This window comes from Neorhizobium descurainiae, assembly GCF_051400715.1.
Taxonomy (GTDB): Bacteria; Pseudomonadota; Alphaproteobacteria; order Rhizobiales; family Rhizobiaceae; genus Neorhizobium.
In genome coordinates, this window is the sequence record NZ_JBLFFK010000003.1 from 451,092 (window position 1) to 469,875 (window position 18,784).

General features: G+C 58.9%; 12 protein-coding genes and 1 pseudogene. 6 read left to right on the plus strand and 7 right to left on the minus strand.

What is annotated here, in order from left to right; genetic code table 11:
- Positions 1–83 precede the first annotated feature (83 nt).
- The gene (gene rfbC / locus ACMGE0_RS08910; protein WP_436815479.1) at positions 84–635 is read left to right on the plus strand and encodes a dTDP-4-dehydrorhamnose 3,5-epimerase; all 552 of its coding nucleotides are present in this window, start codon (positions 84–86) and stop codon (positions 633–635) included.
- Here the strand turns inward: rfbC and ACMGE0_RS08915 are convergent.
- The 4 genes from ACMGE0_RS08915 to ACMGE0_RS08930 all read right to left on the minus strand — a co-directional run bounded on the left by ACMGE0_RS08915 (position 622) and on the right by ACMGE0_RS08930 (position 5,515).
- Entirely contained in the window at positions 622–1,965 is a 1,344-nt protein-coding gene (locus tag ACMGE0_RS08915) for a DUF4910 domain-containing protein (protein WP_436815480.1), read from the minus strand. The two genes, rfbC and ACMGE0_RS08915, sit on opposite strands and share 14 nt — an antisense overlap.
- A gap of 7 nt (positions 1,966–1,972) precedes the next feature.
- Positions 1,973–3,049: an NAD-dependent epimerase/dehydratase family protein gene (locus ACMGE0_RS08920; protein ID WP_436815481.1), complete on the minus strand. Its 1,077-nt coding sequence runs from the start codon at positions 3,047–3,049 to the stop codon at positions 1,973–1,975.
- A 137-nt stretch (positions 3,050–3,186) separates the two neighbouring features.
- A complete protein-coding gene (locus tag ACMGE0_RS08925; protein WP_436815482.1) occupies positions 3,187–4,563 on the minus strand; it encodes a glutamate-1-semialdehyde 2,1-aminomutase in 1,377 nt (458 codons plus the stop codon).
- A 214-nt stretch (positions 4,564–4,777) separates the two neighbouring features.
- On the minus strand, positions 4,778–5,515 hold the full coding sequence (locus ACMGE0_RS08930; protein WP_436815483.1) for a LuxR C-terminal-related transcriptional regulator: 738 nt from the start codon (positions 5,513–5,515) through the stop codon (positions 4,778–4,780).
- Positions 5,516–6,124: 609 nt separating this feature from the next.
- Here ACMGE0_RS08930 and ACMGE0_RS33715 point away from each other — a divergent pair.
- The 3 genes and pseudogenes from ACMGE0_RS33715 to glmS form a co-directional block, all read left to right on the plus strand.
- Positions 6,125–6,406 (plus strand): annotated as a pseudogene (locus ACMGE0_RS33715) (hypothetical protein); the annotation flags it as partial.
- A gap of 18 nt (positions 6,407–6,424) precedes the next feature.
- Positions 6,425–9,901, plus strand: coding sequence for a CheR family methyltransferase (locus ACMGE0_RS08935; RefSeq protein WP_436815484.1), 3,477 nt, complete (start codon positions 6,425–6,427; stop codon positions 9,899–9,901).
- Positions 9,902–10,054: 153 nt separating this feature from the next.
- Positions 10,055–11,881 (plus strand): glutamine--fructose-6-phosphate transaminase (isomerizing), encoded by a 1,827-nt coding sequence (gene glmS, locus ACMGE0_RS08940; RefSeq protein ID WP_436815485.1) that lies wholly within the window; start codon positions 10,055–10,057, stop codon positions 11,879–11,881.
- Between the two features lie 27 nt (positions 11,882–11,908).
- Here the strand turns inward: glmS and ACMGE0_RS08945 are convergent, their stop codons facing one another.
- From ACMGE0_RS08945 to ACMGE0_RS08955, 3 genes are all read right to left on the minus strand, one after another.
- Positions 11,909–12,898 carry a glycosyltransferase family 2 protein gene (locus ACMGE0_RS08945; RefSeq protein ID WP_436815486.1) on the minus strand — a complete coding sequence of 330 codons (990 nt, stop codon included), beginning with the start codon at positions 12,896–12,898 and terminating at the stop codon, positions 11,909–11,911.
- Between the two features lie 4 nt (positions 12,899–12,902).
- Positions 12,903–14,387 carry an oligosaccharide flippase family protein gene (locus ACMGE0_RS08950; protein WP_436815487.1) on the minus strand — a complete coding sequence of 495 codons (1,485 nt, stop codon included), beginning with the start codon at positions 14,385–14,387 and terminating at the stop codon, positions 12,903–12,905.
- Positions 14,388–14,499: 112 nt separating this feature from the next.
- Entirely contained in the window at positions 14,500–15,738 is a 1,239-nt protein-coding gene (locus ACMGE0_RS08955) for a polysaccharide pyruvyl transferase family protein (protein WP_436815488.1), read from the minus strand.
- A 249-nt stretch (positions 15,739–15,987) separates the two neighbouring features.
- On the opposite strand from ACMGE0_RS08955, the gene ACMGE0_RS08960 reads away from it, so the two are divergent.
- The gene (locus tag ACMGE0_RS08960) at positions 15,988–17,187 is read left to right on the plus strand and encodes a glycosyltransferase family 4 protein (protein WP_436815489.1); all 1,200 of its coding nucleotides are present in this window, start codon (positions 15,988–15,990) and stop codon (positions 17,185–17,187) included.
- A gap of 3 nt (positions 17,188–17,190) precedes the next feature.
- Entirely contained in the window at positions 17,191–18,582 is a 1,392-nt protein-coding gene (locus ACMGE0_RS08965) for a glycoside hydrolase family 140 protein (RefSeq protein WP_436815490.1), read from the plus strand.
- Positions 18,583–18,784 lie beyond the last annotated feature (202 nt).

Here is an 18,784-nt window from a genome sequence, read left to right on the forward strand (position 1 = left end):
ATAGAGGCCTTTTCCGAATGGCTCCGGATGGACGAAAGTCGCTGATCTGGTGATGACGATGGCGTCCAGCAGAGGAGATGGCGATGCGGTTTATCGAGACGAAGATCGACGGTCTCTGGGTCATCGAGCCTGAACGAGCGCTCGACCGCCGCGGCTCCTTTGCGCGAACATTCTGCAAGCGGGAATTCTCCGACCATGGTCTGGTGACGGATTTCGTCCAGCACAGCGTTTCCCAGTCTACGCTCAAGCACACGCTGCGCGGCCTTCATTTCCAGAAGCCGCCGCATCAGGAGGTCAAGCTCGTCTCCTGCATAAGAGGGACGATCTGGGACGTGGCCGTGGATTTGCGCCGCGACTCGCCGACCTACCTGCGCTGGGTCGCCACGATGCTTTCGGCAGACAACGGCTTGCAGTTCTATATTCCCGAAGGATTCGCCCACGGCTTTCAGTCGCTCAGCGATGACGTCGCCGTTTCCTACATGATTTCCGTCCCATACGCGGAGGGCAGCGCGGCCGGCATCCGTTACGACGAGCCTGCGATCGGCATCACCTGGCCGGCAAGGCCGTCCGTGATTTCGGAGCGGGATCTGAACTGGCCGAGACTGATACTCGAGAACGCTTCTACCGTTCAGTGAACCCAAGGTTCGAAACCAGCCCGGCCTCCTGCAGCGCGGCGGCCGCGATGGCGATTTCCGAAAACGGCATTCCCGCTCTTTCCGCTATGTCCAGCAGCGAATGGCGCCCGTCCGCCAGATTGAGCACCCAAAGATAAGCCATGGTTCGCTCGCTGTTGGTCTTGTGTCCTCCGATGACGGAGAAAAGTCCGTACTTGCTCAATTGCGGTTCGCCCCTGGGCGAGAGGTTGAGCGGCGTCCAATTTCCCTCCAGGGCATCGATCATGTCCCTGACCATTCGGAAGGAGGCGCCGAGATGCTCCGGCCGAATGAAATCGAGGTTGTCGGCCGACGTATGATATTCCGGAAATGTGCCGAAAGCGCTCCTCTGCAGAAGGCCGACCGGCAGGTTGAAGCCCGGCGAGCAGAATTGTCTCTCGTCGTAACCGTAAGGGCTGAAGTCCGTGACATTGAGCGGGGTAAGCTCGTCTCCGCAGCGCGTACAGGCAGCGATGCGATCGATCAGGGCGTCGCCCCGCCGGCTTCGCTTGTAATTCGGGCCTCCGCCGTCTCCGATACAGGATAGGACGAGGCCGTGTGCTATATCCGCAAGGCGATGCTCGTTGCTGTTCAGCCACGCAAGCGAACCGATGGTCCCGGGCGCGAAGACAAAACGATAGCTGTAATACGTCCTCATTGCCTTCATGTATGCGGCAAGGCATGTGAGCAGCGCCAGGCCGGAGCAATTGTCGTTGGCGAGCGAAGGATGGCAGATATGCGCATAGAGGAGGACCTCTCTTTTGCTTGCTCCGTCATGAAGATATTCGCCGTAGACGAGATGGCCCGGCCTCTTTTCCGTGTCGATGACGACCTCGTAATTTCCGTCCGTGAGCTTCAGGAATTCCCGGTGAGCCATGCAGAAGCCCCACGCATCGGTATAGTAGGCGGTCTTGTAGGGGATGAGGTCCGGCTGCGCCGGCAGCGTATATATGTGCTCCTTCAGCTCCGTCAGCGGCATGACGCGCCGCACGGGCATGCTGTAGCTCATGAGGTGGAGATTGGATGCCTTGAAATCGATGATCTTCCGCCCGGAAGCATCCTTCACATAGGCGTCCCTGACGACCCATTCGTCGGGGATCGTCCAGTCGAACACGCGCGTCCCGCTTGGAACTTCCTTGAGCTCGATCTCGATGTAATCCCGCAGGATGCCGATCGTGTCTCTGACGCCTTGGCCCGTGATGCTGCGACACAACGGGAAAAGGCGGCAGGCGAGCACGTAGATCGCCTGTCCCAGGTCTCCGTCGTGTTGATGGGCGGCAGACGGATCGAGCTCTTTCCCGACGCCATCCATATGGGCCTCACATTCCCGCTATGGCGGCGCGCGCGCTGGCGGATACCGGCGTTCCCAGCGGGCGGCGCAGGTTCTCGTCGATATCGTGGTCTTTGATCAGCTTCTGGATCTGACCGATCCGCTGATACCGGGGGCCTTCGAATTCGGCGAGGGTGAGGCCGGCGCTTTTATAGGCCTGGTAGAGTTGTGCTGCGCCGGCGGCGGCAGTCCAGGTGGGTTTGAAAGCCGGAAGCGTTCTTGCAATCTTGCTGAAATCGACGCGATAGGAGCGGGTATCCGGGCTTGCGTCGCTTGCATATTGCAGGCGGCATCCGGGTACGGTCATGGCGACGATCTCGGCGATCTCCCTGATCTGATAATTATGTGCATCCTGCCCGACATTGAACGCCTGATTGCGGACATCATCGGCCGGCGCCTCCAGGGCCGCCAAAAACGCACGCGATATATCCTCGATATGGACGATCGGGCGCCATGGCGTGCCGTCGGATTTCAAGAGGATGAGACCTTCGGTGACGGCCCACGCCGTGAGATTGTTGAGGACGATATCGAAGCGCAGCATGGGAGAAAGCCCGTAGGCCGTCGCCGGCCGCATGTACACGGGGCAGAAGCCGGCGTCCGCCAGGCCCGCAATGTCGCGCTCGGCGAGAACCTTGGAGGTGCCGTAGGCCGAGACCGGCTTCAGTTCCGCCGTCTCGTTGACGAAACCGTCTCCGGCCGCGCCGTAATTGCTGCAGGACGAGGCAAACAGGAAACGCTTCACGCCGGCCTTCTTGGCCGCGACGGCCACCCGGACGCTGCCGCGGTAGTTGATCTCGTAGGTAATCTCCGGATTGAGATTGCTCAGCGGATCGTTGGAAAGTGCGGCCAGATGAATGACCGCATCGAACCCTTCGAGATCAGCCGGGGTTATGTCGCGGACGTCCTTGCACACGCCCGGAACTCTGGGCAGCTGGCCGCCGGGAAGATAGGTGCACCGATGATAGAATTCGCTGTCGTAGCCGTGGACCTCATGGCCTGCCTTGAGCAGGATGGGCACCATGACCGAGCCGATATATCCCCTATGTCCGGTAACCAGAACTCTCATCGCCTTTTCTCCGAGCCTCTTGTGACGCGGAGAGCGTATCGTTTCGCCGGACGGCCTTGGACTGAGGAAACCGGTCGCCGCAGGCATGCGATTTGATGAGTCTCTGCCCGCGGCTACGGCTTTCGGACGACCTCCGGTCAACCGGCGGGGCTGGCGTCGGGCTGCCGATATTGCGTGGTCTGCGGGTGCAGATTGAAGCGCCGGAAGACGACGTCCGAAGGCCTGCCGACCAGATATTTTTCGACGCCGTGTTCCAGGGCTTTCCTGTAGACGCCGAGCGCCTCATCGATGGCGTCGAGAGTTCTTTCTATGTCGTCGTCCGAATGCGTGTAGCTGACGACCAGCGACGGGGCGAGAATGCCCCGGCGGATGGTTTCCTGCAAAAAGAGAGAGCGGAAAGCCTGGGAAGGCTTTCCCTCTTCATCGAGCGTCGAATAGCTGAGGCAGGCCGGATGTCCGTGGACGCCGAAGTGATGCTCCAGCCCGTGGCCGGCGACGATCTGGCCGACTGCCGACCGCAGCGTATTCCCCTGGCGGATGAGATATTCGATAACCGGTTCGTGCCGATAGACATGCATGGTGGCGATGGCGGCCGCCATCGCATGGGTTTCTGCGCCATGGGTTGTCGAGAGCAGGAACACGCGCGGCTTCGAGGTCTGGTTCAATCCGCCGCGCTCCATGAATTCCCGCTTCCCCGCAAGTGCCGAAATCGAGAAGCCGTTGCCCAACGCTTTGCCGAAACACGACAGGTCCGGCGTGATGTCATAGGCTTTCTGCGCGCCTCCGACATCCCATCGAAAACCGGTGATCATCTCGTCGAGAATGAACAGGGCTCCGTTTTCGTGGCATAGCTTTCGCAGCTTGTGGAGATAATGGTCCTTCGGTTTTTCCCCGCGCGACGGTTCGAGAATGAACGCGGCGATCCGGCCCGGATATCGACTGAAAAGACTCTGCGCGCTTTCGATGTCGTTGTATTGGAAGCCGACCGTGAGTTTCTGAATCACCTTCGGGATTCCCGCATTCATTTCCGTCGTCCCGATGAACCAGTCGTCGGTGGAGAAGAATGGATGATCGCTGCAGCGGGCGATAAGATCGCGCCCCGTCACCGCTCTTGCAAGCCGTATCGCCGCAGAGGTCGCATCCGAGCCGTTCTTGCAGAATTTGACCATTTCGGCCGTTGTGATCGTCTCGAGAAACGTGGTCGCGCAATCGATCTCTATCCGCGAGGGGCGCGTGAAATTGCAGCCGCGTTCCAGTTCGGCTCTCGCTGCCTTGACGACATGGAAATAGGCATGCCCGAGGCCGACGGCCCGATTGCCCATCCCGTACTCGATATATTCATTGCCATCGACATCCCAGACGTGGCTGCCGTATCCGTTGACGATGAAGCCGGGCGAAAGAATGGGATATTGGTCGTCTCCCTTCGCATAGGTGTGGGCGCCGCCGGGGATGATCTGGCGTGCCCGCTTGCGGAGGCGGTCAGAGTTTTCAAAGTTCTGGATGAGCTTTCCCATCGTAAAGGCCCCGATTGCCGATTTTCAAATGCTGAATTCTATCGCATCCGGGCCAACCGGATTCATTCCGCCATTGGACGGCCGGGCTTGATCGAAAGGCTTAAGCCGAACGGAGCGTGCTGGCATGGTCTCGGAGGACGCTCAAGCGGTGCCTGCTTGAGCGTCCACTTCGGTGGCCGGATAAACTTTGCCGAAAGGAGGTATTCCCGGAAATCTATTTGAATATATCGGATACCTTGAAGATAACTTCGGTCCGATTTCTGGCATGCAGTTTCTTCATGATGTTCCGGATATGGACCTTGACCGTGCTTTCGCGAAGATTGAGTTCGTAAGCAATGATTTTATTGGGCTTTCCTCGCGTCAGCGCGTCGATCACATCGGCCTCGCGCTGCGTGAACATAGCCGTCCGACGACGCTCCTTGTCTTCCGCCACGAGCAGCAGCTGACGCAGATCGTTCAGGTTTTCGGCCGAGATGAACGTACCTCCTGCCAGGGCCAACGAAATGGCGCCTACGCAGACGGTCAAGCCGATCGCCGAGGAGATATATCCGCGAACACCGGCTTCGAAAGCGCGTAGAATCTGTCGAAGGTCTCGATTTTCGGCCAGGATGACGACGGGAAGACCCGGAAATTCGGAAATGAGATCCTTCAGATCGTTTATGAAGGTCTCGTTGAAGAAGTCACTCCGGCCGATATTGATCAGAATGCCGGAATGCTTGGAATCTGACGTTTTTCTCCACGTATCGAGAGACTCGAACAACTCGACGTCCATGCCAAGTCCGTGGGCGATCAGGCTTTGCGCCAAGCACTCACGGTCAAGAGCTCTGTCATCGATAATTGCTAGTTTGGGAATATCGTGACTTACCGCCTCGGAACCCCTCATCGAGTTGACGACAGCACGATACCTGGATCCATTCGGCACATAGCCGTAAGTTGGGACTGCTGTTGACATTCTTCCCCCTCGACCTTGACGCGCCGGTGACATGCCGTCTCAAGGTCTGTCTACCTCTCACATATATGTGGGGTGACTTGCCTGCCTCTAGTATTTCGAATTTCAAGCGAAATTTCTATCTTTGGCATGCTGTTGAAAACAGTGTCTATGGGAACGCAGCTTCTCGATGCTCATCATTGAACTGATTGCAGCACGATTCTTGTTCACCACCCTCGCAATGGACAAGAGCCGTATGAGAAAAGGCTACTATGGCGTACCGCAAGTAGGGAAGCATCGGAAAATACCTAATGTTCCGTATGCATCTATTGATACGGCAACAGATTTGACACCGGAACTGCACCAAAATAGGTAAAAACAACTATAAACTTATCAAAACCCACTACCGTATGACTACTCAGATGATGCCTTACGGCTTATGGCTATATATTTCACGAGATGTTGATATACTATATCGGAGGGTGGGCATAAATATCTATCTTGGCAGTTTGCGCGATGCCGTGGGGCGTTCGCCGGAGGAGAAAGGTAAGTAAAAACTTACTGATATGCCGAAAGCCTCATTGAATTGGCATCCGCGGCAGTTCTCATCTCTCCATTAAGCGAGAATTAAGCATGGTAAGACGCCGGCTCGCTGGAAGAAAAAAATCGGCTCGGTCCGGCGGAAAATCAGACGAGCGTTCAGTTGGCCCTAGAACGGAGCTCCTGGGGATCCCCCTGACGGAAATCATCGACCTGCTGCGGGTAACCAGCGCCAGCGATTTCTCCTCCTACAAGCGCGGAATTCTTCAGCGGCGTGTCGAAAAGCGGCTTGCGGCTCTCGGCATACCGTTTGAGGAGGCAGACAAATACGTCTCGAAGCTCAGAGAGAGTGAAGAGGAGCGTCGGCATCTCGCCAGGGATCTGCTCATAAATTTGACCGGATTCTTTCGCGACTGGCAGGTGTTCCACTTCCTGCGGGAGAAAGTCATTCCTGACCTGCTTCTCGGCAAGGGTCCGGACGACAGGGTCCGCATCTGGGTTGCTGGCTGCAGCACCGGCGAAGAGGCCTATTCCCTCGCTATCCTCTTCCTTGAGCGCATCAAGGCCATGGGCGTGCCGATAAAGCTCCAGGTCTTCGCCTCGGACGCCCATGCCGATGCCGTGGCTTTTGCGAGGGAAGGGCATTATCCATTCAACGCCGTTGAATCCGTACCGCCGGAGCTGCTGCAGTCCTATTTCACGAAAGACGAAACCGGGTATGCCGTCACTGCGGAGTTGCGTGCCGCCGTTGTCTTTGCCGTTCAGAATGTTCTCAGCGATCCGCCCTTCTCCCATATCGATCTCGTTTCTTGCCGGAACCTGCTGATCTATCTCGAGGCGGATGCGCAGGCAAAGGTGCTGGCCTTGTTCGGCTTCGCGTTACGGGAAAATGGCATCCTGGTGCTTGGGACATCCGAAACGGTCGGCAGAATGGCTGAGAGTTTTGAGGTCATTTCGAAATCCGAGCGGGTCTATCGACGGATAGAGCATTCCAAATCGGAAAAATTCCGCCTCAATACCGCCTCCGGCGGCAATGCCCGGTTGCGGGCAGTCACCGGCCGGACGGCCTCGGTGTCCCTGAACAATTCCCCGGTCGAGACTTTCCACCGCGCCTTGCTGGACCGCTATGCGCCGGCGGCACTGCTTGTCAACGGCCGATACGAATACCTCTATTCGATCGGCCCGATCGCCAAATTCCTTCACATTGCGCCTGGGCCGGCCTCGCACGATCTCTTCGCGATCACTCCGAGGTCGCTTCACAACAAGATCAGATCCGCGATCCACCGCGCAAAACAGGACCGGCAGCTCTTTGTCGCAAGAGGCGCGAGGATCGAAAACAACGGCGCGGAGATACATTTCAGCATTCACGTGGAGCCGGTATCCGATCAGGGCGAAGACCATTTCCTGATCTGCTTCGTCGAGGACATCGCGCCGGACCGCAAGATGGAACCGCCGGAAGACGCTCCACCTGCCGATGCGATCCGGTTTGCCGAACTCGAGATCGAGCTGGAAGAAACGCGGGCCGAACTGCAGGCCGCCATCCGCAACCTCGATATCGCAAGCGAGGAGCAAAAGATCATCAATGCCGAAGCATTTTCCCTGAACGAAGAGTACCAGTCGGCCAACGAAGAGCTCGTGACTTCGAAGGAGGAATTGCAGTCTTTGAACCAGGAGCTGATGTCTACCAACAACCAGCTGCAGGAGGCCCTGGAGCGCCAGCGGACCATTTCGAAAGACGTGGAGAATGTTCTCCATAGCATGGATGTGGCCACGCTCTATCTCGACAACGCGCTGAATATCCGCCTTTTCACACCTGCGGCGCAGTCGCTTTTCAAAATAATTTCTTCCGACATCGGCCGGCCGCTTACCGATCTCACCGCATTGGCGAATGATGGAACGTTGGAGGCTGATGCGCTCGACGCTCTCAAGAGCGAGGGTACCGTCGAAAGGGAGGTCAATGCGCGTGACGGCAGGTGGTACATTCGCCGGATAAAGCCTTTTCGCACCCAGGACGACCGGATCGAAGGGGTCGTGATCACCTTTGTCGATGTGAGTATTCAAAAGCAGATTTCCGAGGATAGGGAGGTTGCGAAGAAGTCCGCCGAACTTGCCAGCGCAGCGAAATCCCACTTCCTGGCTGCTGCCAGTCATGATCTCCGTCAACCTTTGCAGACGTTGAGGCTCCTCCAGGGGCTGTTGGAAAAAACGGTCGAGGACGAGCAGTCGCGGACGCTTGTGCTGCGAATGGAGGAGACGCTCGCGTCCATGTCGGCCATTCTCAACACTGTTTTGGACATCAACCAGATCGAAGCCGGCATGGTGCAGCCCAAGTTCGAAAGCTTCGCAATTGCCGATCTCCTTGTTCGGATGCAGCGGGAGTTCTCTTATCCGGCACAGGCAAAGGGGCTCAAGCTGCGGGTGGTCGTGTCCAGGCTTGCGGTCCGCACCGATCCTCAACTGCTGGAGCAGATCATTCGCAATCTTCTCTCCAACGCGCTCAGATACACTATGACCGGAAAGATACTGCTCGGCTGTCGGCGGCGCGGCGGGAAGCTCCGGCTGGAGGTCTGGGATACCGGAATCGGGATTCCCAAAAATCAGATCGGAAACATCTTCGATGAATATTACCAGGTCGATATGCCGGTTCGGCGCGGGGACCGCGGGCTGGGATTAGGCCTGTCGATCGTCAGGCGGCTGAGCGATCTGCTCGGATTGAAGCTCTCGATACGTTCGCATCCACAGAAAGGGTCGGTTTTCACGATAGGGATCGATCGCGCTGCCGGCGGCCAACCCCTCGTGGCGTTGCCGTCGTCGGGAACGCGGGCTGAGAAGGATCGACCGTCTCCGGCGGCCTGCATCCTCATTGTCGAGGATGAGGATGCGGTGCGCGAGTTGCTGAAAATGGGGTTGGAACAGGCCGGCCACGCCGTCGCGACTGCGACCAACGCTTTGGAGGCGGTAAGGCTTGTCAGGCAGGGTGACTTCACCCCGGATATCGTCCTCGCCGACTACAATATTTCGTCCGCGATGGATGGCCTCGCGGCGATCGAGAACATACGGAGCATCCTCACACGACCGATTCCCGGGCTCATACTGACGGGCGACATATCGAGCCACGCACTCCAAAAATATGCCGACTACAATATTCCGCATCTCAACAAGCCTGTGAAACTGAGTGAGGTCGTCCAGGCGATCGAGGATCTTCTCGTCCAGCCGGAAAAGGGGAGTGCGGCGGAGGATGGCCGGGCCGGGAGAGCGGAAGCGGCTCCCCTCCCGTTGATCGAGGTCGTTGACGACGAACAAGGCGTTCGCAGCAACATCCGTGCGCTTTTCGAAAATGCGGGCTGGGAGGTCCTGACTTACGCCAGCGCGGAGGACTTCCTCGCCAATTATGATCCGGACAGAGCAAGCTGTCTGATCCTCGATGCTTATCTGCCGGGTATGAGCGGACTCGATCTGTTGCGGGAGTTGGAGGAAAAGCAGCATCGCTTTCCGGTCATCGTCATCACCGGCCACAGCGATATCCATATGGCCGTCGATGCGATGAAGCATGGAGCCGCGGATTTTATCGAAAAGCCGTTTTCCTTCGAGGAAATCCAGCTCAGCGTCCGGATGGCGCTCGAACAGGTGCGTGGCACCAACCACCGTTCCGACCGGCGTGAGGCAGCTCGCGCCGTGCTGGCGACGTTGACCCGCAGACAGCAGGAGATCCTGGACAGAATTCTTCTGGGTCAGCCGAACAAGATCATAGCCGCGGAGCTCGGCCTCAGTCAGCGGACCGTCGAAAATCACCGCGCCTCGATCATGCGCAGAACGGGCTCTACGTCCTTGCCGGCCCTGCTGAGGCTTGTGGTCACGGCGGAAGAATAGTTGGAAGCTACCGGCGATTTGCTTGGCTGTCGTCCTTACATCGAAAGTACTAGCGCCATTGGCGCCGGGATCGAAGGTTGCGGTAGGCTTCCGGCGATGGCGGATTAAAATCTCGATACTGACGTCGTGGCAATGTCGAGAGGGGACCGCCGCATGTGTGGGATCGTAGGGATCGTCGGAGTGGAGCCGGTCGCGGCACGGCTTGTCGATGCTTTGAAGCGTCTGGAATACCGGGGCTATGATTCCGCCGGGATCGCCACCATCCATGACGGGCTGATGGAGCGGCGGCGTGCTCCGGGAAAGCTCTGCAATCTGCAGCAGCGTCTCGATGCGGACCCTCTTCACGGGATGACGGGTATGGGCCATACCCGATGGGCGACCCACGGGATGCCGAACGAAACCAATGCGCATCCGCACTTCGCCGACGGAATCTGCGTCGTCCATAACGGCATCATCGAAAACTTCTTCGGGCTTCGCCAGGAGTTAACTGAAAGCGGCGCGATTTTTGAAACCCAGACCGATACCGAAGTCGTCGCTCACCTGATGGCAAGCTATCTGCGCCAGGGGCTGGAGCCGAGGGCCGCGATGCTCGCCATGCTGCGCCGCCTGAAAGGAGCTTATGCGCTCGCTATCATGCTGAAAAGCGAACCTGGCACGATGATGGCGGCACGTTGCGGTCCGCCTCTTGCGATCGGTCACGGCAAAGGCGAGATGTTCCTGGGGTCGGATGCAATCGCGCTCGCTCCCTTCACCGATGAAATCACGTATCTGGCAGATGGCGACTGTGCCATCATCACCTGCGACGATGCGATTGTCCTCGATTTCAAGGGTGAACCGGTCAAGCGCCCGCGCCAGACCATCCAGGCCTCGGCCTGTCTGATCGACAAGGGCAATCACCGCCATTTCATGGAAAAGGAGATATACGAGCAGCCCGAAGCCATCTCCCACGTGCTCGGCCGCTACGTCGATTTCACGTCGAATACGATCAGGATCGAGAAGATGGGCATGGACTTCGGAACCATATCCGGGCTCGCGATCTCCGCGTGCGGCACCGCCTTCCTCGCGGGTTCGGTCAGCCGGTACTGGTTCGAGCGCCATGCCTCCCTTCCGGTCGAAATCGACGTTGCGTCCGAATTCCGCTATCGCCACATCCCGGTATCGTCCAGGCAGGGCGCGCTTTTCATCTCTCAATCGGGCGAGACCGCCGATACGCTCGCGTCGCTGCATTACTGCAAGGAGAAGGGCTTGAAGATCGGTGCCGTCGTCAACGTTGCGGAATCGACGATAGCCAGGGAGGCGGATGTGGTCTTTCCGATCCTGGCAGGTCCGGAAATCGGCGTCGCGTCGACCAAGGCGTTCACCTGCCAGCTCGCCGTACTGGCCTGCATGGCGATTGCGGCCGGCCGCGCCAGAGGCACGATCGACGGTTGGGAGGAACAGCGGCTGGTTCGTCATCTGACCGAAATGCCGCGCATCATGAGCGAGGTTCTCGGTCGTATTCAGCCGCAGATCGACGATCTTGCCCGCCAACTGGCAGGCTGCAAGGACGTCCTCTATATCGGCCGCGGCACCAGCTATCCGTTGGCCATGGAAGGGGCGCTGAAGCTCAAGGAGATTTCCTATATCCATGCGGAAGGCTATGCCGCCGGCGAGCTGAAGCACGGACCGATCGCGCTGATCGACGAGAACATGCCGGTGATCGTCATCGCGCCGCATGACCGCTTCTTCGAAAAGACCGTTTCGAATATGCAGGAAGTCGCAGCGCGTGGCGGGCGCATCATCTTCATTACGGACGAGAAGGGGGCAGAAGCATCACCGCTGGCGGCCTCCGCAAACGTCGTACTGCCCAATGTCGACGAGATCATCGCGCCGATGATCTTCTCGCTCCCGATCCAGTTGCTGGCCTATCACACGGCCGTCGTCATGGGCACGGATGTGGACCAGCCGCGCAACCTTGCGAAGTCGGTCACGGTCGAGTGAGGATCGCAGCGCAAAGAGCGGGGACGCTCACGAGACGTAGCGTTTCGATGCTACGCCGCGGCCGGCGAGGAAAGAGCCTATCCTGCGCAGCGTATCCGGCCGGTTCACCAGATAGCCGACCGGTGGGATCAAGGCCGTGGCCGGTGAAAGACGGAAGGCGAGCTTGAAGAGATCGGCCGCCTCGCCATCGCGACGGATAAGATGGGATACGCCCGACCAGTAGGCGCGATTGGCAATTCCTCTCTGGGCGAGGCGTCGCATCGCGCGGCTGCCTTCCATGTTCCCGCCTTCATGGTCAAAGAAACTCTTGGCGGCCGCGGCGGTGTGGAGGATGTGCTGTATCTGGTGCGCCCAGAGCTCGGTCGACCGGTTGGCGTCATGCGAGCGGATGCCGGCCTGGATGCAGTCGAGCTCCGCGACGGGTCCGTGCATCGCCAGCCGCAGCCAGACTTCGTAGTCGTCGCTGTGAGGCAATTCCGTGCGATAATGGCCGACGCGCTTCTGCACGCTCGTCCTGACGACGATGGACGGTCCCGGTATCTGGAACACGCCCAGCCGGCAGAAGCGTTTGATGAACGCGCGGCTTTCGTGAAGGCGGAACGGCGCCGGATCCGGCTGCGGCGGAATTTGTGGAATTGCCGCGCTGCCTCTCACCGAAACGTCCCGGCCATAGGCGAAGGCGATCGACCTGTCTGCCTCCATGATGTCGATCGCCCGTTTCAGGGCGCCGGGAACGAGGAAGTCGTCCGAAAACATCAGAAGGAAATAGTCCGCTTCGGCCCAGTCGATGCCCTGGTTGAAGGACGCATGCGTTCCGAGATTCTCCGTCCGCAGGACGAGTTCGACGCGATTGTCTTTCGCGAGCGACCGGGCGATCTCGGCGCTGTCATCGCTCGATGCATTGTCTATGATCAGGACGCGGATCGTGACCGCCTCCTGGTTCAGGATGCTTTCGACGCAGGCCCGCAGATATCTGCCGTAATTGTAATTCGGGACGACGACGTCGATACTGGCCATCGCTTCAAGCTCCCGCCGCCAGGAGCCGTCGGCGCAGCCAGGCTGTGGCGGCCACAACCACCTGCAGGACCAATTGCACTTCCGCCAGAAAAGGGTGTTTGACGATCACGAGGCCAAGAAGCCACCCCAGAGCGGCGCACAGAATGGTAAAGCCGAACTGGAGAAGGCTCATCTCCGTTTCCCCGCCGTTTGCGGCCAGCAATGCAAGCGGCCCGACGAGGGTGAGCAACGTGACGAGCATGCTCGGAAAGATAGCCCCCAGGAGTTCGGCGACGGTAAAGTTCAGATGCTTCTTGGCGAAGTAGAGGGCGATCAGCATTTGCGCCGGCAGCGAAATGAACTGGCTGAGCGCCATGGCCACGACGCTGTACATGCTCGCGCTGCAGAGCGCCATGGCAGCCACGCTGCGTGAAAAGAGGCTCGACAGGAAAGCATCGCGATTTTGCCCGAGCGCGAGCAGCAGCGGATTGGTGACGATGACGGCGAACCAGAAGACGGCGGCCAGCGCCATAAGGCGTACGAGCAGGATCGCTCCATCCCATTGGGAACCCAGGATGAGATGAACGACGGGGTCGGCCGTCACCGCGATCATCATGACGCCGGGCCAGTAGAGGACCGAAAGATAGCTTAACGTATTCAGGTAGGCGCGCTTTATGTTTTTCCCCTCCCGCACGCTGGCGGCGAGGGTCGGAAAGGCCATTGCATAGAAGGCCGACATAATGATGCGGTCGGGAATGCCGCAGACGGTGTTTGCCCTGTTGTAGAGACCGACGGACGTCATCGACATGACCTTGCCGAGGATCAGTTGAGGAACGGTCTCATAGATGCGGTCGATCGCCTGGGACGCGCCCTTGAAGCAACCGAACGCGAAGACCGCCTTCCACGAGGCCAGGCTTGGCTTGCATATCGAGAACAGGGAGTGAGGCGTAACGAAAGCCGTCAACGCCGCGAGCGTGACTGCGCTCGCCAGCATGCCCCAGCCGTAGCTCACATAGCCGAAGTCGAGCATTCCCAGGATGATCGTGGTCAGTGCGGAGACAAGCAGGGACACAGTCCTGATGTTGGCCAGCGTCCCGAATGCCATATCGCGCCGAAGAACCGCGACAACCGGTTGCGAGATGACTTCCGCGAAAGCCGACATCATGACGAGGAACAGGAAAAACGGCAGCTCGGGCGCGTCATAAAACGTTGCAATCTCTCCGGAGACCGCCATGAGCCCGATGGTGACCAAGACGGTGATCGCAAAAAGCGTCGTGAAGGATGTACGAAGATCCTTCTGATCGATTTCCATTTTCTGGATCAGGAATTCCGGTGTCACGAACTCCCTGAGCGACAGGGCGATCGCGCCGATGCCGAGACCCGTCACCGCATGCCCGATGGCATCCGGCGTCAACAATCGCGCCATCGTCGCCACGACCGTGACATTGATGATCAGAGCCAGATACTGCTCTATCGATGACATGATGAATGCGCGGCGAGGGGTACTCATGCGCCGCTCCGATAGTTGGCGAAACTTGCCGGACGACGGCAGCCGGCTCTCTTCCTGTGATGGTACATTTTCAAAGACTCCGGGGCACTCCAGGATTGGGTATGCGGCATTTCTAAACGTTGTTTCGTACTCGCCCCGTCAGGTCGGGTTCTTTTCGGGCAAGCAGCCGCTCGCCCAGGAGCTGCTGTTGCTCGAGAAGCTGAGCCTGGCAGTGTTCGTTCACGAGGTTGATCTGGTGTTTGACGGTCTCGCGATTGCCGAGAAGCTCGCGAAAGGCGGCTGTAAGCCCGTCCAGTTCGAATGTTTCTATATGCTGACAATATCTCTCCTGGTGGAAATCACCCATGAGATCGTCGTTTTTCCTCGCATAGCCGAGCGATATCGTCGGCCGGTCGAGCTTGAGCGAGCAGACGAGGTTGTGATAGCGCGAGACGACCGCCAGATCGACCTTGGAGATCTGCCTCATGATGTCGTGAAGCGATCCTCCGGAACCGATCTCGACCCGAGATAAATCCTCTTTTCCAACCATCTCCGCGAGCCGATCGACAACATCGTCGCACGCCCGCTGGTCGATCACGTCGCCCATAAGAAGGCTGACGCTATGCCCTTCTTCGAGGAGCCAGCGAACGAAGGTGGAGATTTTCTGGATGTAATTCTCGTAGATCGCATCCGCTCGCGGGTTGTTCGCCCGCCATCCCCGGTAATGCATGACGCCGACGCCCACGCACAACCCTTCGCCGGCAGAACGTTCGGGACCCGGCGGAGGGGCAGGGAGGGCGAAGGCGATATCCGGATAGCGGCGGTCATCGGAGACGTCGATCCCAAGCGACCTCATGAATTCCAGCGAATAATTGTCGCGATAGGACCGGTACGAGGCCATCTTCGCGGCAGACCGGAGGAACCACCGGCTGAGCCGCCCTTTGATGGGGCCGGCGCCGATGCTGACGAAAGCGATCTCGGTTCCGCAGACCCGGGCGACGAGGCACCAGCAGAAGATCACGAACGGCCAGCCGAACGCTTTTTCCTGAAAATCGTCGAGGATGCCGGTTCCGGGAATGATCATCAGATCGAAGCCGTGCAGATGTGCGATCGAGATGAAGAGCAGCGCGATCCGGCGCGGCAGTTTCAAGAGCATCCTGTCGATGGCCTTGGCCCAGGGAGAGGAAAGGAGGGGGCCTCCAACGCTCATGGATCGGATAGTGTAGCGTGCTTCGATGACGGTCGGGTTGGAGCAGATGCAGACAAGCTCGGCCTCCGGACGCAGCCTGCGCAGGTAGATGAGCATCGCCTCCAGCGATCCGTCATTGCCGGAGTTGCCGGAACCGAATTGTCCGAGCAGGCTGATTTTCATCTGATGTCCATGGCCTGGGGCTGTGCCCGCTGGTATCGGGCTCACTCAGGCACTGATATCGGTTCCGCGAAAGCCAACCCACATCGCAATTCGGCTGAGGTGATACGCCAAACGATTACGCGTCTTTGCCGCCATCCTTCTAAGGACGAAGCGGCTTAACCCAGCATTCGACTACCGCCTGGCAGTCCAGCTTCTAGTATCCCGGAATGGGTGCGGACGTGCCGAGTCCGCGCAAGGAGAGGCCGTGAAATGAAGCTCGCCTATTTTGTTCTTCCGCACGTCGGCGGCACCTATTCGGTTTTCAAAAGTCTTCGCGCCGGTCTTGCGGACTATGGGATCGATGTTCGCTGGCTCGGCATATGCGAGGACGGCTACGAGCTGCCGGCAGCGATGCGGGAGGAAAATTCGCTCGGACAGTTGCTGAAGATGCCGGCGGCGTTCAGCGAAGGTGCCTGTGCAAAGCGAATGGCGGAAGCCATCGAGAGCGGCGGTTTCGACGGCATCATCATCAATGTTCTCGGTGACAGGCTGCAGACCAATATCGCCCGGTACCTGCCGGAGCACATCCTGCGCATTCTGGTCGTCCACAACATCACCCCGGGCACTTATGCCGCCGCAAGATCGATCCGTGACTATGCGCACGCGACGATCGGTGTATCGGAGCGGTGCTGTGCCGACCTGATCGAAGGCTACGGCTTTCCCGCGGACCGCACCTACGCGATCGCGAATTCGGTCGACACGGTCGCCTTCAGCGAAAAGGCCCGCCACCGCGTGTGCGCGGGACCGCAACTGCGGGCTCTCTTCGTCGGAAGGATCGAGGATGCGTCCAAGGGCGTCCTGTGGCTTCGAGAAATTCTCGACGGTCTGCCGGAGACGGTCTCGTTGACGGTCGTCGGCGACGGTCCCGACATGAAGAAGCTCAAGCGGCGGCTCGCGAGCCACTGGAAGCGGGTGGACTATTTCGGCGCCGTCTCTCCGGAAAGGATTCCGGCGATCATGACGGAGCATGAGGTGCTGCTCATGCCGTCCCGATACGAAGGTTTGCCGATGACCCTGATCGAGGCCATGGCGGCCGGCTGCGTGCCGGTCGTGTCCCATATCAGAGGCGTCACCGATACGGTCGTCGAAAGCGGAAAGAACGGTATCCTTTTTCCCGTCGGAAACTACACGGCCGCGGCGAATGCCGTGGCGCGCCTCCATCAAGACCGCGATCTGCTCGAACGCATGTCCGTAGCAGCGCGTGAAACGGTCCCGCGACGCTACAGCATCGAGAGGATGGCGGATCATTATTACGACGTCATAAAGTCGGCGATGACCGAGCGGCCGAGGCTGCCGCCCGTGCTCGATATCGAGGGCTGGTCGATCCCCTCCGGACTTCGGCCGGGTTTGCGCACCTACGTTCCCCTTCCGCTGAAAAACTGGCTGCGCGTCGTTCGCGAGCGGCTCTGAACCATGAAACGCGACCTCCCATATCCCGGGCGCGGCCTTCAGAACATATGGGCGACTGGCTATCGAGCGCGCCTAGTCTTCATGCATTTCTTCGTCAGCTTCTGCCTGCTGTTCTTCCCGGCCGCTTCCGTTTTTGCGCAGGAGTTCGATTTCCCGCTGCGATCGCCACAAGGCGGCCACTATCTGGAGGACAGTCAGGGCACGCCATTTCTCATCTCCGGCGATAGTGCGTGGTCGCTGATCGCGGACCTCTCCTTGAGCGACGCGGTGCTCTATCTCGAAACAAGGAAACGGCAGGGCTTCAACACAATCCTGACATCGCTGATCGAGCACAAATTCGCGCGCAATGCTCCGGCAAACTCCAACGGCGACGCGCCGTTTCTCGGAGCAGCTTTCGAGACGCCGAACAAGGCCTATTTCGAAAAAGCCGAGGCCATTATAGCGGCAGCGTCGAGACGCAATCTTCTCGTTCTCTTGTATCCCGCATATCTTGGTGCCGGAGGCGGGCCTGAAGGCTGGTATCAGGAGATGGTCAATGCCGGGCCGGAGAAGCTGAAAGCCTATGGCCGATACGTCGGCAACCTCTTCGCCCATTATCCTAACATTATCTGGGTCCAGGGCGGAGATTACAATCCGCCCGACAAGGCGCTGGTGAAGGCAGTTGCCGAAGGGATAGCGGAGACTGCGCCTAACTTGCTGCAGACCGTTCATACCGACCGCGACACCGTCAGCAGCATTTATTGGCACGATGCCGACTGGCTCGATATCGATACCGTATACACCTACGGCGATGTCGCCGATGCCGTCCTGACACGCTATCGGTCCGGGCCTCGGCGCCCCTTTTTCTTTCTCGAAGGAAAATACGAGGGTGAACATGGCGTTAACGAGCGCGAAGTCCGCCTGATTGCCTATAGCGCTCTTCTTTCCGGCGCCGGCGGCCAGATGTTCGGCAACAATCCCATCTGGCATTTTTCGGCCGCAGGTCTCTATCCCGCGTCGGAAACGTGGGAGCAGGCTCTTTTCAGCCGCGGCGCGCAAAGCCTGATGCAGCTCGGCAAGCTCTTCGGCGAATTGGATTGGTGGAGGCTGACGCCCGATCAGGGTTTATTGCTGAAAGCCGCGGAAGGCGGCGAACATTCCAGAGCGCTTGCGGCCCGCGACACGGACGGTTCATTCGCGGTGATCTACGTCACGGACGCCGACAATATAACGATCGATCTCGACAGCTTGCCCGGCGGTGAAAAACTGCTCCGGTGGTACGATCCGTCCAACGGCGTCTTTGCCGAGAATATCGAGCAACTTGGCGGCGACCCGGTTAAGAAGGTCGACGTCCCCGATGCGCCCAACAGCTCCGGCTTCCACGATTGGGTGGCTATCCTGTCCAACAATTCTTAAGCGCCTCGGCCGCAGTCTCCGGCCGTGTTTCCGCACATGAAGAAACCTTATCGACGGATTGGCGCGGGGGTGAAATCGCACGTCGGTTACGCCTTTCGAGACCGAAATCTCCGTAAGAATTAGAGGGGTAGACGTTCCTGGCGATACCTCCTCCCTATGAGGGAGAGCATTGCTCCCTTTGCTCGCGTACCAGCCTCCGCCG

What these genes read in the sequence shown, in the direction of transcription:
- ACMGE0_RS08945 (WP_436815486.1), bottom strand. Translation starts at nt 12,898, where the DNA reads ATGGCCAGTATCGACGTCGTCGTCCCGAATTACAATTACGGCAGATAT.
- ACMGE0_RS08950 (WP_436815487.1), bottom strand. Translation starts at nt 14,387, where the DNA reads ATGAGTACCCCTCGCCGCGCATTCATCATGTCATCGATAGAGCAGTAT.
- ACMGE0_RS08965 (WP_436815490.1), top strand. Translation starts at nt 17,191, where the DNA reads ATGAAACGCGACCTCCCATATCCCGGGCGCGGCCTTCAGAACATATGG.
- glmS (WP_436815485.1), top strand. Translation starts at nt 10,055, where the DNA reads ATGTGTGGGATCGTAGGGATCGTCGGAGTGGAGCCGGTCGCGGCACGG.
- ACMGE0_RS08955 (WP_436815488.1), bottom strand. Translation starts at nt 15,738, where the DNA reads ATGAAAATCAGCCTGCTCGGACAATTCGGTTCCGGCAACTCCGGCAAT.
- ACMGE0_RS08960 (WP_436815489.1), top strand. Translation starts at nt 15,988, where the DNA reads ATGAAGCTCGCCTATTTTGTTCTTCCGCACGTCGGCGGCACCTATTCG.
- ACMGE0_RS08915 (WP_436815480.1), bottom strand. Translation starts at nt 1,965, where the DNA reads ATGGATGGCGTCGGGAAAGAGCTCGATCCGTCTGCCGCCCATCAACAC.
- rfbC (WP_436815479.1), top strand. Translation starts at nt 84, where the DNA reads ATGCGGTTTATCGAGACGAAGATCGACGGTCTCTGGGTCATCGAGCCT.
- ACMGE0_RS08925 (WP_436815482.1), bottom strand. Translation starts at nt 4,563, where the DNA reads ATGGGAAAGCTCATCCAGAACTTTGAAAACTCTGACCGCCTCCGCAAG.
- ACMGE0_RS08920 (WP_436815481.1), bottom strand. Translation starts at nt 3,049, where the DNA reads ATGAGAGTTCTGGTTACCGGACATAGGGGATATATCGGCTCGGTCATG.
- ACMGE0_RS08930 (WP_436815483.1), bottom strand. Translation starts at nt 5,515, where the DNA reads ATGTCAACAGCAGTCCCAACTTACGGCTATGTGCCGAATGGATCCAGG.